Raw genomic sequence first — 15244 nt, forward strand, 5'->3', positions numbered from 1 at the left:
GAGTATACGTCGTTTATTTTATTTGTGTTAGTTTCACTTTTATCTCTTCAGGGGAATTCGTTTTGAGCAAGCGTTTGACTTCTCCTTGAACATTAAAAATACCTGCTTTTGTATAGCCTAAATTTTTAAGAGCTATAGTCAAATATTCGATAAACGTTTCTTCCTTCATTTCATTCATCTCCTTGTTTTTCCTATAGTTTTTGTTAAGCCCCTTAATCTCCTTTGGCCAGTCGACTATCATGTCAAGGCTCGTTCATTTTCCCATATAAATTGAAATAGACTCTTTCTAAATGACCATTAGTAACTTGAAAATCAAATAATGTTATTTCTTGTTCTTTACAAAACGAACGAAAGACTGTTAATTGGTGTTTGGTGAAATTTCCTCGTAATTTATATTTAGAAATCTGAGTACAAGATACATCAATCCTCGATAAAAATGAAAGTGCTTTGTCAACTTCTTCTAAAACAACCATATACTCAACAACATCGATTATTGCTTCTTCTTTCTCAACTAGTTTGCCTTCGTATAAAAAAAAGATATCTTCAGTTATCGTGGCTAGGTCATATAAATTGCAGGAAGTAAGTATAACCGAAACACCTTGCTTCGCTAATGAACGGATACAATTTTTAACTTTAATACTGCTGATTGGATCTAATCCATTCAACGGCTCATCCATTAAAAGTAATTTAGGTTCATTTATCAAGGAAATAGCTAAAAGTAGATATTGTTTCATTTCTAAAGAGTAGGTTTTGACCTTCTTATTCAAATAAACTGCAATGTCCAATTCTTCAATAATCGCTTGTATTTCTTCTTTGGTTTTGCCATACACGTTGCGTACAAATTCTAAATGCTCCCAACCAGTTAAATAATCATATAAAATAGATGAATCTTGCAAATAAGATACGTTGTGAAACATCTGAGAATCCGTATGTGTTTTTCCAAATACAGCGATCGATCCTTCATCAACCGAATCGATATTAGCAATAATATTTAGCAATGTTGTTTTTCCAGTTCCATTTGGCGCTACTAAAGCTATAATTTTTGGCTCATCTAATGAAAAATCAAGCTTTTCAAACATACGCTGCTTGCCTGAATACTTCGTAACACCTTTGATTTCTAAAATTCCACCCATATTTTGTACTTACTCCTTATTCTTCTACATACGTTTCAACCAAACCAACTTGTCTTGCTTTATTTTATCATTAAGCACCTGATAGTTACTTGCTATTTTGGTGAACAATATGTGAACAAAATAAGAAGAGGAACTTTCGCTGAATAAAATCGCTAATCAAACCTACTTCCGTTTTTAATTACTTCATATAAAGCTATTTTAATCCCATAATAACCTCTGGTCGAATGGTAAATTTGCTAATTTTTTCCGCATCAATCTGCTTGCTGCCTTTCCACCAAATTCTGGTCCCATTATAGTCATACCAAGCATTTTGCTCAAATGGTGTTTGTTGATTGCCCATATATTTCACAGGCAATTGATTTACTTTACTGTCTTCAATCGAAAAATCGTGCGCTCGAATACCAATATAACGACAATCCGAAGTGACGTCCGTAGAAACTGTTAAAAAAATATCCCAACCATTAACTTGAACTGTATGAGAATCGATCCATTTAATAGGAAAAATATTTTTACACCCAGTTAAACGCGCAGCAGCTACCGTCTTAGGTTGTTTGAACAACTCATTCGTTTTCCCCTGTAAAACTGTCGATTCTGTCATAATCACTAATTCAGGACACAGCCGATAGAGTTCATCTAAGCTATGACTCACAATCAAAACATTCCCTTCAATTTTTGCCAAATGTTTCTGCAATTCTACTTGAAGTTCTTCTTTTAATGATGTATCTAACGCTGAAAAAGGTTCATCCAACAATAATAGATCTGGTTCTGAGGCAAGCATTCGTGCTAATGCTACTCTTTGTTTCTGACCACCTGAAAGCTGTCTTGGATACCTATTTTTGACATTTTCTAAATGAAACATCTTTAATAATTCTGTTATCAGCTGTTGCTTTTTAGTGACACAGCTTAGATTTTTAGACACACTTAAATGTGGAAACAATGCATATTGTTGAAATAGTAAACCTACTTTACGTTTTTGCGGTGATAAATCGATACCTTGTTCTTTATCAAATAATACTCGATCACCTAATTGAATTCGCCCAAAATCTGGGGTTTCAATGCCAGCAATGCATTTAAGCAGCATACTTTTTCCGCAGCCTGATGCTCCTAATATTCCTAAAGTGGTTGTGTCTATGTCAAATTTGACTTTTAATTCATGATTTTTTAGTTTTTTTTGAATATCGACTGTGAGTTTCATGTGTGCGACCTCCGTGAGTTACTGCTGAAAATCTCAGTTAACAATAGAATTAGCAGGCAAATAAATACAATGATCGTTACGTATTTTTGTGCCAATTCCCAATCGCCTGCAGCAACAGCTGAATAAATAGCTAGTGGTAAGGTTCGCGTTTTTCCTGCAATATTTCCAGCTAGCATTGTCGTTGCACCAAATTCTCCTAATCCTCGAGCAAACGCCAATACACCACCCGCTAAAAGCCCATTGATAGCAAGTGGAAAGGCAATTTTAAAAAAGACTTTAATTTCAGAAAAGCCTAATGTCTGAGCCGCTGCTAACAAATCAGGATCGATTTGCTCAAATGCGGAAATTGCGGAACGATACATCAAAGGAAAGGACACAGCAACTGCCGCAATCACTGTTGCAGTCCATGAAAAAACCACTTTAACAGCAAAAAAATCCAGTAAAAATTTCCCCACTGGTTGTTGAACACCAAAAATATCCAGCAAAAAGAAACCAAAAACCGTTGGCGGCAACACCAGCGGCAAGGTAAATAAACTATTCAACAGAATTCTAAGTCCTCGATTTTTCAAACGAAAAACAAGATAGGCCGCTAATGTCCCACTAAAGAAAGTAACAATTATAGCAATAGTTGCTGTTTTAAACGAAATTAAGATCGGACTCAAATCCATTACATTCACCTACTTATTCATGATAAATCCTGAATCTTCAAAGTATTTTGCAACTTCTTTACTTTCTAAAAATGCGAGAAATTTTTCTGCTGTTGCTTTTTCTTTTGACTTTTCAACTAGCGCAACTGGATAGATAATCGGTTCATTCAAGGCATCTTCTGGTAAAACAGCTACAACTTTTACTTTGTCATTAGATGCCGCATCTGTCGCATACACCAAACCTGCTTGAGCACTGCCTTCAGCTACCCAATTCAGCACTTCCGTTACATTCGTTCCAAAACTTGCATGATCATTGACATAATCCCAATAGCCCAAGGCTTTCAGCCCTTTTTCAGCATATTGACCTGCTGGTACACTGGCAGGATCACCAATTGCGATCATGTCTGCTTTTTTCAAATCACTAAAGTCTTTCCAATCAAGGTCAGAAGAACGCGGGACGATCATTACTAATTGGTTTTGTAATATGGGGACAACATTTTTTTTATCTACTACATTTTGTGAAACTAATGCATCCATCTGTTTTGTTGCTGCTGAAAAGAAAATATCTGCTTCTAAGCCTTTTTCGATTTGCGACTGCAATTTTCCAGAGCTATCATAGTTTCCTTCGATCGTAGTTCCAGGATTGTTTTTGACAAACGCTGGAATAATTTGGTTTTCCATAACGGTTTCCAGACTTGCCGCAGCTGCGATCAATAAGTGATGTTCTTCTGTTTGACTGTTATCACTAGATGAATCAGTTGTTTTTGTATTATTAGTCGTACAAGCAGTTAGAACCAAGAATACTAGTAAGAGTAATGGAATAAACGTAACTTTCTGATTTGACTTCATTGTTATCCTCCTGAAAAATAGTTTATAAGTAGCCACCGTAGCCTAAATGCGCAATTTCTTCTTTTGTTATTTTGTCTTGAGCGATAATTCTTGGCAATAGTAAATCAAAAACGGTTCGTTCAGAAAACATGACGCCACCTGGTAATCCCATAATTGTTTTTCCATCTAAATAAGCTAATAACAGCATCGACCCTGGTAAAACTGGTGTACCATGTGAAATGATTTCAGCCCCTGTTTGTTTAATTGCTAAAGGCGTTCGATCATCTGGATCAACGCTCATGCCGCCTGTACATAAAACAATATCTGCCCCATCTATCAACATCTGGTTGATTGCGGCAGTAATCAGGTTGGGATCATCATTGACGATTTTATGAAATTTAATAGTCACTGTTGAATAATGAGACAGCTTTTCTTCAACTACCGAGGTAAAAGTATCTTTGATCAATCCATTGAAAACTTCGCTTCCTGTGGTGACTATACCAATCGTTACAGGTTTAAAAGGAATCAATGTTAATACTGATTCACAGCCAATTACATTTTCTGCCTCAAGTAATTTCTCTGGTTCAATTTCCAAAGGAATGATTCGAGTTCCTGCTAGTTTTTGCCCTGCACTTACTTTTTGATTATTTTTTAGTGTAGCAACAGCAATTTTTTCAATTGAATTTAACTTAAATAGCAACTCTTTGTCTACCTTCAATAGCCCGTCTACTTTCGCAACTACTTCGATTTTCCCCTCAGAAACAGATGTCGGCTGCATCGAATCGCTTGCAATTAAATGATATAAAATCTCAGCCGCCTCATTTTCATGGATCAGCTCTGACGATTCTGATCTTAAAAATAAGTGCTCTTTTCCTAATGAAAGTAACACAGGAATATCTTCAGCTTTAACCTGATATCCCTTTGAAAAGGCGGCTCCTTTAAATTTTCCTTTAACGATTTTAGTGATATCTTGACACAGAACTACCCCTTCTGCATCAATTGTTTTAACAACTTTCATGCTTATTTCCTCCGCTTAATGCTCCGTTTTTCGGTCAGTTAAAATATCTAGGGCATGTGGCAAAATAGGAAGTAAATAGGTTAAGTTTTCTGTTACACCTTTAGGACTTCCCGGTAAATTGATGATCAATGTTCGCTCGCGTTGCACTGCAACTCCTCGACTTAACATCGCAAAGGGTGTTTTTTGAATGCTTAACATGCGCATTCCTTCACTAATACCCGGAATCTCTTTTTCCGCCACGCTCAGTGTTGCTTCTGGTGTAATATCTCGAACGCCTAATCCAGTTCCTCCCGTTGTTAGAATCAAATCGCAAGTCAAACACCACTCAATTAGCAACGCTTTTAATTTAACTGCCTCGTCTGGTAATATCTTTTGCCCGACTATCTCGAATTGATCTTGAATCAGATGCTTTATGATTCGACCAGATTCATCCTCACGAAGTCCTTGATATCCTGAATCACTCAATGTGATGATACCTGCTTTATACAACTTCAAGTTTGTCTCCTTTTTTGATGTGACCTTCTTCTACAACAACTGCGAAAATCCCTTCTCTAGGCATGATACAATCGCCAACACGAGCATAAATCTGGCAATGTTTGTGGCATTCCTTCCCAATTTGTGTAACGACCAATTCTGCTTGACCAATCCGAATTTGACTACCTACTGGTAATCTTCGTAAGTCGATTCCTGATACAATAATATTTTCACCGAAAGCACCATTACCGACACGAGCGCCACGTTCATTAAACTCAGTGATTTTCTCAAATGATAGCAAACTTACTTGGCGATGCCAATTTCCTCCATGAGCATCATTTTCCAACCCAAATCCTTTCACTAAATCAACTTCTGAAATTTCCTTTTTCTGTGTTCCACGCCGTTCACTAATATTGATTCCAATAATTTCTCCAACTGCCATATCCATCTATCCTCCTATTTGTGACATTAACCGAGTGTCGCCTTGGTTTTCTAAAAAATGATGTTTCTCTGGTTTCCTTAAAACCGCTAAAGAAATTTTCTTTAATAACAATTCTTCGTCTTGTGTCTGTAAAGCTTTTTTTAAATCGCATCCATCATCCATATGTAGACACGTTTTCAAACACCCCTCAGCAGTGATTCTGATTCGGTCGCATTCAGCGCAAAAACAATGGCCTAACGCACTAATAAATCCGATTTTCCCTTTAAACTCTGGTAATGAAAAATAACTCGCTGGTCCATTGCCTAAACGTTGGTCATAAGAAATCAGGCTGCCATATCTTGATTCAAGTACAGAAAAAAGTTCTTCTTGCGTCTTTCCAGGACACCCTTTGCCTAATCCAATCGGCATCAATTCGATAAAACGAACATGGATCGGATTAGTTTTAGCAAGAGCCGCGATTTCACAGATTTCTTCATCTGTTAGTTCTCCTCTAGCCACTGTGTTGACTTTAATATTAGGTAATCCAACCTCAATTGCTTTTTCCAAACCAGCTAATACTCTGTTTAAATCACCCACTCTAGTGATTTTATGAAATTCATCTGGATCAAGCGTATCGATACTAACATTGATACCATCTAATTTCGCCAATTTTAAAGCACTAGCGTATTTCGCTAATTGAATTCCATTAGTTGTTAATGTGACTTTTTCAATTCCTTTGATTTCTTTTATCGCCTTGATCAAAGCGATGGTATCTGTTCTTGTTAAAGGCTCACCGCCTGTGATCTTCACTTTTTTGATTCCTTGTGTAGCCAAACTCTTGATCAAAAATAGAATCTCATCAAAACTCAAGACCTCATCTTTTTTTAGAAAACACATACCTGTGGCTGGCATGCAGTAAGTACACCTAAGGTCACAACGATCCGTCACAGATAGTCGAACGTAATCAATTTCTCGGTTAAAAGAATCTTTCATTTTAAGTCGCGTCCTTCCTGCCTTATCATTCGTCGACCTCTTGACTTGCTGAAATAAAATGTCCGCTTTTGCCTCCAGATTTTTCTAACAAGCCAACATTTGTAATCTTCATCTCACGATCCATCGCCTTGCACATATCATAAATCGTAAGAAGTGCAATATTTGCTCCAGTTAAAGCTTCCATTTCTACCCCAGTCGGTCCGACAGCCTTTGTTAAACACTGCACAATCAAGATCTGATCGGTTTTCCAGTTAAAATCAATCGTGCATTTCGTCAATGTCAATACATGGCATAATGGAATTAGTTCAAACGTCTTTTTTGCTGCCATGATTCCAGCAATTCTTGCTACTTGCAGTACTTCACCTTTTTTTATTGTTTGATTTTTAATGCCACTTGCGACAGCTTTGTTCATGTGGATTTCACCATAAGCAATAGCTGTTCTTTCCGTTGATTTCTTCTCAGAAACATCGACCATCTGAGCTTGTCCTTGTTCATTGATATGTGTAAACGTCAAAAATTTGTCCATTTAAGCACCTCTTAAAACGCTTTCATTATTAATTAGCAAAATAATTGATTATCTTTGACTCAAGTTTATCACTCCGGCTAAAAAAAAACAATCTGATATAAATAATTTTTTTTAGCAAATCAAAGAAATCACGATAAAAACTAAGATCAAAAGCACCTCTCCCTTATTTCTCGGAGCTACGCTTTTGACCCAATTTTTTGATTTCTTTATTTCTCTAAAATTTCCAATAATAAACGGTCACATGATCACCTTTTTTTAACTCTGCTTTGGCAGGCTGATCGATCAGACAATTGGTTTCAAGGGTGTTATGAAAAACAGAAGAATAATGTAATTTTGAGTTCAAAGAAACGAATCCATTTTCTTCATAAGCCCGAATAAAACGGCGAATATTGGATAGCTTTAAATCTTCAGTTAATTGAACCTCTCGTTTTTCTAAGTTCAATTCAGGACACTGCATAAAGTGTGCTAACGCCGACCAATAAAACAAATGCAGATTAACCACCGCTGCAAAAGGATTTCCTGATAGATTTAAGAGAACCACATTTTGGTATAAACTAGCCATCATTGGCGTTCCTGGCTTCATATTCACAAAGTGAAACAGTGACTTTCCTTTAATTTGTTGGATCACTTGAGGAACGTAGTCTTTTTCACCAACAGAAACACCGCCCGTTGTGATCAATAGATCCACATCATTTGCTTTTTCACATATAAACTTAGAAATCGCCTCAATATCATCTGAACAATGCTCTTGGAATATGATTTTGCTACCGCTTGACTGAATAAACGAAGCTAATGTATAGAGATTACTGTCATAGATTTTACCTGATGATAGTGGCTCGTCTAAGGAAATCAATTCACTGCCTGTTGCTAAAATACCTATTCTCATCGGTTCTAAAACTTTGATCTCTTTGATTCCTTGTGCAGCTAAGATACCGACCGCACGACTATTGATCAATTGATGTTTTTGAATGATTTTCTGATCAAAATAAACATCTTCACCGATTTCACCATAGTTGCGGCCTGCTTTTATTTCTCGATAAATTTTGACTTGTGTTTCACCATAATCTGTCCATTCTTGCTTGATCACTGCATCATAGGGTTCTGGGATCGGCGCACCAGTCATAATTCTAACGGCTGTATTAGGAATTTTTATGGGATTACATTCTGAATCTCCCGCAAAGATCGCATCGATTACCTTTAAACAAACTGGCTGCTCCAAACAAGCTCCTTTTATTTCATTTGCGACGACTGCATAGCCATCCATGCCAGCTCTTGGGAAATGGGGGACTGCTACTTTAGCATAGATATTCTCAGCACACACTCGTCCAGCAGCTTCTGAAATGGAAACAATCTCTACTTTTTTCTGCTGAGCCAAAACGTGTTGGATTTTCATTCTAGCTGCTTCGACTTCGATCATTGGCTCAACTCCTTTTTACTTGATGGGTGTGATATCAACCGCGCACACTTTGTATTCAGGGATAATAGCGATATCGTCAAATTCTGCATTGGTCAATTCATTAACGTTTCCGTCTGGAAAATGAAACGTCATAAATACTTCTTGCGGAAAGACTCGATTGCCAACCGCTGCATAGGTTTCGATCGTTCCTCTTCTAGATTTAACTTTGACTTTGTCACCTTCTTCAATCCCTAAACGATCCGCATCTACTGTATTGATCTCAATATAGGAACGGTTCGCAATTTGATTGATTCCTTCTGTTCGACCAGTCATTGCTCTAGTATTGTAATGATACAACATTCTACCTGTAGACATTAAATACGGATAACTTTCATCTGGTAGTTCTCTCGATTTTTTATATGGGATTGCCATGAATAAGCCTTTGCCACGAGTAAATTCTCCAACATGCATGATTGGTGTACCTGGATCTTCTACTGTTCGACATGGCCACTGTAGACCGCCTGTTTCTTCTAAGCGTTCATAATTAATCCCTGCAAAGGTTGGAGTCACACTTGCAATCTCGTCCATAATTTCTTTAGCTGAATTATAATGACTTGGATAGCCAAGACGAGTCATGACCTCACAGAAAATATCAAAGTCTTCCCTTGCCGTTCCTTTTGGCTCCACTGCTTTACGTACTCGTTGCACCCTTCTTTCAGTATTCGTGAACGTTCCATCTTTTTCAGCATAACTGATTCCTGGCAGTACTACATCTGCATATGCTGCTGTTTCTGTCATAAATAATTCTTGAACCACAAAAAATTCTAAATTCTCCAATGCTTTGCGCACATGGTTGGTGTCTGGATCGGTTACGATCGGATCTTCTCCAAAAATATACAACCCTTTGATCTTGCCTTCTGTTGCAGCGGGTAAAACTTGGGTAGAGGTCAACCCAACATTTTTATTTAACGTGACGCCCCAAGCATTCTCAAATTTCTCCATGACTTGTGGATTTGCAACTTTTTGATACCCAGGGAAATCATATGGCATACAGCCCATATCACAAGCGCCCTGGACATTGTTTTGTCCACGCAATGGATTGACACCACAACCAGGTTTGCCAATTTTTCCAACTAGCATCGCCAAATTAGACATACTCATAACGCCTTCAGTTCCTGTTGAGTGTTCCGTTACGCCCAAGCAATAAATGATTGGCGCTTTTTCCGCCTTCGCATACAATCTAGCTGCTGTGATCAAATCTTCTGCTTTAATATGACAAATTTCCGCAACTTTTTCAGGTGTGTATTCTGTTACCAACCGTTCCAGTGCTTCAAATCCTTCCGTTTTTTCTTCAATAAATTTTTGATCAGCTAATCCTTCTTTTAAAATCACATGCATCATGCCATTGGCAAAAGCCACGTTCGTTCCAGCTTGAATTTGCAAATGAAGTTCGCTATTTTTCACTAAGTCTATTTTACGAGGATCGACAACAATCACTTTAGTGCCACGCTGCATCGCCTGACGAATTTGAGAACCAATTACTGGATGGGCTTCTTCGGGATTTGAACCAACTAATAGAATCACATCAACGTCTGTAGTGATATCAGCAATTGGATTAGTCATTGCTCCTGATCCCAAAGTATGAGCCAATCCATGTACAGAAGCGGAATGGCAAACACGAGCACAATTATCCACGTTGTTTGTACCAAACGCCGCCCGCATCATTTTTTGGAAAACATAGTTATCTTCGTTGATTGAACGTGAACAAGAAAAACCAGCTAACGAATCAGCTCCATGATCGGCTTTTAGCTGACTAAATTTATCTGCAACCAAGCTTAAGGCTTCATCCCAAGTTGCTGGTTCAAAAATACCATTACGTTTGATCAACGGTTCCGTCAAGCGATCTCCTGATCCTACGAATTTGTATGATGCAAATTTTCCTTTGACACATAGAAGGTTTTTATTAGCCGCTCCATTGATTGGCTCTACGCCAACTAATTTATTGCCTTTCACGACGAGATTCATTTGGCATCCTGTGCCGCAATGAGGACAAGTTGTTGGGATTTTTTTTGTTTCCCACGCTCGATATTGTTTATGATCTTTACTAACCAAAGCACCTGTTGGGCAAGCAGAGACACAATTTCCGCAAGATTCGCAAAGTGACTGATCAAAGTGCGCTTCATAACTAGGGGTCATTTTTGTATCAAACCCGCGCTTGGAGATACTGATTACATCTCGACCTTGGCGCAATTGGCAAACCTTGGAACAACGTCTACACATAACGCATTTTTCTGGATCGTAATCAAAAAATGGGTTACTGGTATCTTCTTGATGGCAAGGCATCCTCTTTCCATCAGTAAAACTAGTCTCATCGATTCCATAATCTAAACAATAATCTTGCAGTTTACAATCACCATTTTTACCGCAAGAGAAACACTCTAACTTATGATTACTTAACAAAAGATCCAACACAAAGCGGCGAGAATCATTGACTCTAGGCGAAGCTGTATAAACCACCATGCCTTCTTGGCAATGAGCCGTACAAGCTGTAGTCAAACCACCTTTTCGTCCGCCTTCTACTTCGATCGTACACATGCGGCATGAACCATCAGGTGCCAACTCTTTTAAATGACAAAGGGTAGGAATCTCAATGTGTAACATATTCGCTGCTTCCAAAACGGTCGTCCCTTTTGGAACTGTGATCGTTTGATCATCGATCGACATCGTGACTGTTGCTGTTTTTATTTTTGTTTCCATCTTACCAAAGCCCCCCATTCACTGGTGTAACTGCTTCACGGATTCCTGCTTCAAACTCTTCTGGAAAATAAGCTAAACCACTTTTCATTGGATTGGCAACAGATTGTCCTAAGCCACAAGCAGAAAGATTCGTCACATGCATCAGCATTTTTTCAAGACGTTCAAGGTCACCCAAAACCGCTGTTTGCATATTAAATTTTGTCAGAAGTTCTAAGATTCTTGTTGTTCCTAAACGGCATGGTGTACATTTACCACAAGATTCATGAGCAAAAAACGCCGCAACATTGACTAAGTAATCGACAATACTCACTTGATCGTCCATTACCACGATTGCTCCTGAACCAATCGATAAATCTTTGTCCCATAATCCTTCATAAGAATAAATACAATCATCCAGATTTTCAACCGCTCCAATCGGTCCAGATTGTCCACCAAAATGAATAAATTTTAACGGTCGTCCTGTAGCTGAGCCGCCGCCATACTCTTCAGAATAGAGAATTTCTTTTAGCGGCGTTCCCAGATTCACTTCGTATAATCCTCGATTTTTGATATGACCAGATAAACAAATCAGCTTTGTGCCTCCGCCATCTTCTGTTCCCAGATCACGATACGCTTGACCGCCCTCACGTAAAATAACCGGAATACCTGCAAAAGATTCTACATTATTAACTAAGGTAGGCTGCAAATACAAGCCAACATCTGCTAAGTGAGGGGGTTTTACTCTAGGTCTGCCTGTTTTACCTTCAATAGAATTTAAAAGCGCTGAATTCTCACCACAAACGTAAGCACCCGCTCCTGAAATAATCGTAATCTTATAATCAAAGCCTTGAATCCCTAAAATATTTTCTCCTAAGAAGCCAGCTTTTTCGGCATTATCCAACGCTTCTTGAAAGATTTTTTGAATTCGCCGATATTCTCCACGCATGTAAATATAGCCGGCTTTAGCAGAGAACAAGTAACCAGCTATCACCATTCCTTCGATCACGCTCAGCGGATCATGTTCTAATAAAGCTTTGTCTTTAAACGTACCAGGTTCGCCTTCATCGGCGTTACAAACGATATATTTTGTATCTCCTTTAGCACCATATAAATGCCGCCATTTTTTTCCTAATGGAAATGCCGCTCCTCCACGTCCTCGCAAATGCGCTAAATCTAATTCATCTAAAATCGCTTCTTTATCCATCTTGATTGCTTTCAATAAGCCAGAAAATCCATTATATTCCTGATATTCCTCAACATTTGTTGCTTGTTTCATTTTAGTTACACGCTCTAATAAAATGGGCTGATTTCGTTTGATCATCTCTTTTCCTCCTATAGCTCCTGATAACATCCATTCTGGAGATCATCGATCAATTGATACACTTTTGCTTCCGTCAAATCACCAAATACAGTATCTTTGATTTTAATCACAGGACCTTGATCACACGCACCAATACAAGGAATACTATGATACATAAATAACCCATCTGGAGTTGGCTGGTCTGCTGGAACTTCTAATATCGTTCCCAACACCTCGGATAACATCTCTCCACCTGTAAAAAGACACGGTGTACTGTTGCAAATTTTCAGCACATATTTTGCTTGCGGCTCCGTTTTTAAAATCGCGTAAAAACTCAAAATCTCATAAACCCGCGCTTGCGATAAATGCAGTCGATCAGCAACTAACTTCGCTGTCTCTTCATCGATATATCCTTCTTCTGAAGCATACTGAATTTCAATCAGCATATTTAATATACGCTGTGGATCTGAATCATTTTCTAAAATAATTGCTTCTTTTTCTGACAAGCTTAATGAACTCATATTTTTCCTCCTCTATCCTGCACTCTTTTCAGAGAAACGAACCCCGTCTTTCGTTTTTATAAGACAATACGATTCCGGCAACTTTGGTGTATTCAAAACAACATCGGCAAGATCGATGACTTTAGCTGCCGTTTTTTTAATTCCTTTTTGATTGTTCATCATAAGAAAAACGCCAGGTTTGACCACTTCACGAATCGAATTTGATTCACAAATAATCAATGTATCTCTTGGAACAACCTGCAAAAACATTAAAAACCCTTCTAACAAATGGTCATGAAATACTTTTAGCAGATACACTTTCTTGCATCCAGCTCGTAGTAGCTGCATCGTATCTTTTGAACCACTAGAATTCCTCTCTTCTATCAGCTCATAGCCTTCATCAATACTTGTACAAATACCGCAGCCTGTTTCTCCACGTTGGCATTTACCGCGCGCACCACTGATCGTGATGACTTTCAAGCCATAGATAGAAAAATGCTGATGATTTTCAGCAATCAATGTTTTAGCAATCGTCGTTTTTCCGCTATTACGTCCTGTAGAGCCGATTTGGATCATATTTTTTATCTCAATACTTTTCATAAATACCATCTGGCTCACTCGCTTCCTTCTTTTCAGTAGTCACAAACATCAGTGGCACAGCTAAAAATAAACTCCCCCCGACTGCGTTTCCTAAAAATACAAACAAGGTGTTGCTAAGATAATCTGACCACAAAATATCACTAGCATTTGAAAAAATAGCTGCGGGTATAATGAACGCATTCGCGACAACGTGCTGAAAACCACAAACTACAAACACCATAACTGGAAACCATAGACCAAACATTTTCCCAAGATACGTTTTACCCATCGCTCCAAGATAGACCGCCAAACAGACAAATATATTACAGCCGATTCCTGAAATAAAGGCTACTAAAGGTGTATCTCCGATTTTTGCTTGTGCCACCGAAATTGTCTTTTCCAAAAAAGGACCTTCTGTCAAGCCAATAATATGTCCAAAGAAATAAGCAACTAGAATTCCCCCGATACAATTGGTAATCAAAACGACTAACCAGTTATAAAGTAAACTTTTACCGCTGATTTTTTTTTGCAAAACGCCTAACGTCATCACCATCATGTTTCCTGTTGCCAATTCACCGCCAACGAAAGTAAGCGCTATCAATCCGATTGGAAATAAACACCCACCTAGAAAAGTTGAAAAACCGCCCCAACTTTTAGGTACCGTACCTGAAATTCTAATAAATGATAAATACCCTAATGCGATAAAAAAACCAGCCATGACTCCTAAAACACTCAGTCTAAAAAAAGATAGCTTACTTTTAGCTACAGCTTTATTGCCCAAACTTGTTACGACTTCTTGGCTACTCTCAAAATCCATCTTAAACTCCTTTCATAAAAATCACTCTGACTGATTCCACCATTTCAATTCCTTTTGTGTATTCACATTTTTTAACCTAACGGAAGACTCTAGTGTCAACACTTTCACCGACAAGTGATCAAATTCTTTACATATACGCCAATCATTTGTTTGAAGTTGCTGCTGCATAACGGCCAAACAAGAAGTGCGATAAAAAGCAAATAAAGGTTCCAAACGATCCGTTTGTTTACAAATAACTACATCATAAGATTTCATATATTCTGACATTCTTTGAATCAAATCGGTATTCAGATCAGGAATATCACATGCAAGTAAAAACAAATGCTCTGTTTTTATACTTTCTAAAGCTGTAACTAAGCCACCAAGCGGCCCTTTTTCTGAATAATGATCTTCTAAAATTTCAACTTGCGAAAAAATAGTTGGAAACTTCATCCGTTCATTTGTCACTAACAGAATCTGCGGAAAAACTTTTTTAAGCCGATCCACCGTTTTCAATAACATATACTTTCCATCAATTTGTAGTAAAGACTTATCAAAACCCATTCGTGAACTTTTACCACCGCACAAAATAGCTGCAGTACACTCTGTTATTTGCTTTATAAAACTTACACCTCCATTGATTATCTAAAAATATTATCCAAAGAAATAACCTTACTTTTTATTATACCTAAAAAATATTTT

17 protein-coding genes are annotated in these 15244 nt (G+C 37.9%); all 17 read right to left on the minus strand.

Going from position 1 to position 15244, the window contains the following annotated elements; translation table 11 throughout:
• Positions 1-13: 13 nt before the first annotated feature.
• Complete coding sequence (locus tag JZO69_RS15340) at positions 14-169, minus strand: hypothetical protein (protein ID WP_207113697.1); 156 nt, start codon at positions 167-169, stop codon at positions 14-16.
• Between the two features lie 73 nt (positions 170-242).
• Positions 243-1133: an ABC transporter ATP-binding protein gene (locus JZO69_RS15345; RefSeq protein WP_207113698.1), complete on the minus strand. Its 891-nt coding sequence runs from the start codon at positions 1131-1133 to the stop codon at positions 243-245.
• Positions 1134-1326: 193 nt separating this feature from the next.
• Positions 1327-2328 (minus strand): sulfate/molybdate ABC transporter ATP-binding protein, encoded by a 1002-nt coding sequence (locus JZO69_RS15350; protein WP_207113699.1) that lies wholly within the window; start codon positions 2326-2328, stop codon positions 1327-1329.
• Positions 2325-2996, minus strand: coding sequence for a molybdate ABC transporter permease subunit (gene modB, locus JZO69_RS15355; RefSeq protein ID WP_207113700.1), 672 nt, complete (start codon positions 2994-2996; stop codon positions 2325-2327). The genes JZO69_RS15350 and modB overlap by 4 nt, the downstream gene beginning before the upstream one ends.
• Before the next feature lie 9 nt (positions 2997-3005).
• Positions 3006-3824, minus strand: coding sequence for a molybdate ABC transporter substrate-binding protein (gene modA, locus JZO69_RS15360; RefSeq protein WP_207113701.1), 819 nt, complete (start codon positions 3822-3824; stop codon positions 3006-3008).
• A 22-nt stretch (positions 3825-3846) separates the two neighbouring features.
• Positions 3847-4821, minus strand: coding sequence for a molybdopterin-binding protein (locus tag JZO69_RS15365; protein ID WP_207113702.1), 975 nt, complete (start codon positions 4819-4821; stop codon positions 3847-3849).
• Positions 4822-4836: 15 nt separating this feature from the next.
• Entirely contained in the window at positions 4837-5310 is a 474-nt protein-coding gene (locus tag JZO69_RS15370) for a MogA/MoaB family molybdenum cofactor biosynthesis protein (RefSeq protein WP_207113713.1), read from the minus strand.
• Positions 5303-5737: an MOSC domain-containing protein gene (locus JZO69_RS15375; protein WP_207113703.1), complete on the minus strand. Its 435-nt coding sequence runs from the start codon at positions 5735-5737 to the stop codon at positions 5303-5305. Before JZO69_RS15375 ends, JZO69_RS15370 begins: the two co-directional genes overlap by 8 nt.
• A gap of 6 nt (positions 5738-5743) precedes the next feature.
• A complete protein-coding gene (moaA, locus tag JZO69_RS15380; RefSeq protein WP_207113704.1) occupies positions 5744-6709 on the minus strand; it encodes a GTP 3',8-cyclase MoaA in 966 nt (321 codons plus the stop codon).
• Between the two features lie 25 nt (positions 6710-6734).
• Positions 6735-7235 carry a cyclic pyranopterin monophosphate synthase MoaC gene (gene moaC / locus JZO69_RS15385; protein ID WP_207113705.1) on the minus strand — a complete coding sequence of 167 codons (501 nt, stop codon included), beginning with the start codon at positions 7233-7235 and terminating at the stop codon, positions 6735-6737.
• 214 nt (positions 7236-7449) lie between these two features.
• A complete protein-coding gene (locus tag JZO69_RS15390; protein ID WP_207113706.1) occupies positions 7450-8652 on the minus strand; it encodes a molybdopterin molybdotransferase MoeA in 1203 nt (400 codons plus the stop codon).
• Between the two features lie 15 nt (positions 8653-8667).
• Positions 8668-11388 (minus strand): formate dehydrogenase subunit alpha, encoded by a 2721-nt coding sequence (fdhF, locus tag JZO69_RS15395; RefSeq protein ID WP_207113707.1) that lies wholly within the window; start codon positions 11386-11388, stop codon positions 8668-8670.
• Between the two features lies 1 nt (position 11389).
• Positions 11390-12688 (minus strand): complex I 51 kDa subunit family protein, encoded by a 1299-nt coding sequence (locus JZO69_RS15400; protein ID WP_207113708.1) that lies wholly within the window; start codon positions 12686-12688, stop codon positions 11390-11392.
• Positions 12689-12699: 11 nt separating this feature from the next.
• Entirely contained in the window at positions 12700-13188 is a 489-nt protein-coding gene (locus tag JZO69_RS15405) for an NADH-quinone oxidoreductase subunit NuoE family protein (protein ID WP_207113709.1), read from the minus strand.
• A 12-nt stretch (positions 13189-13200) separates the two neighbouring features.
• Complete coding sequence (locus tag JZO69_RS15410; RefSeq protein ID WP_242586898.1) at positions 13201-13776, minus strand: hypothetical protein; 576 nt, start codon at positions 13774-13776, stop codon at positions 13201-13203.
• Positions 13754-14563: a formate/nitrite transporter family protein gene (locus JZO69_RS15415; protein WP_207113711.1), complete on the minus strand. Its 810-nt coding sequence runs from the start codon at positions 14561-14563 to the stop codon at positions 13754-13756. The genes JZO69_RS15410 and JZO69_RS15415 overlap by 23 nt, the downstream gene beginning before the upstream one ends.
• A 21-nt stretch (positions 14564-14584) precedes the next feature.
• The gene (gene mobA, locus JZO69_RS15420; protein ID WP_277989640.1) at positions 14585-15130 is read right to left on the minus strand and encodes a molybdenum cofactor guanylyltransferase; all 546 of its coding nucleotides are present in this window, start codon (positions 15128-15130) and stop codon (positions 14585-14587) included.
• Positions 15131-15244: the final 114 nt, after the last annotated feature.

Origin of the sequence: Candidatus Enterococcus ikei (assembly GCF_017316105.1) — a bacterium.
GTDB classification, from domain to species: Bacteria; Bacillota; Bacilli; order Lactobacillales; family Enterococcaceae; genus Enterococcus_L; species Enterococcus_L ikei.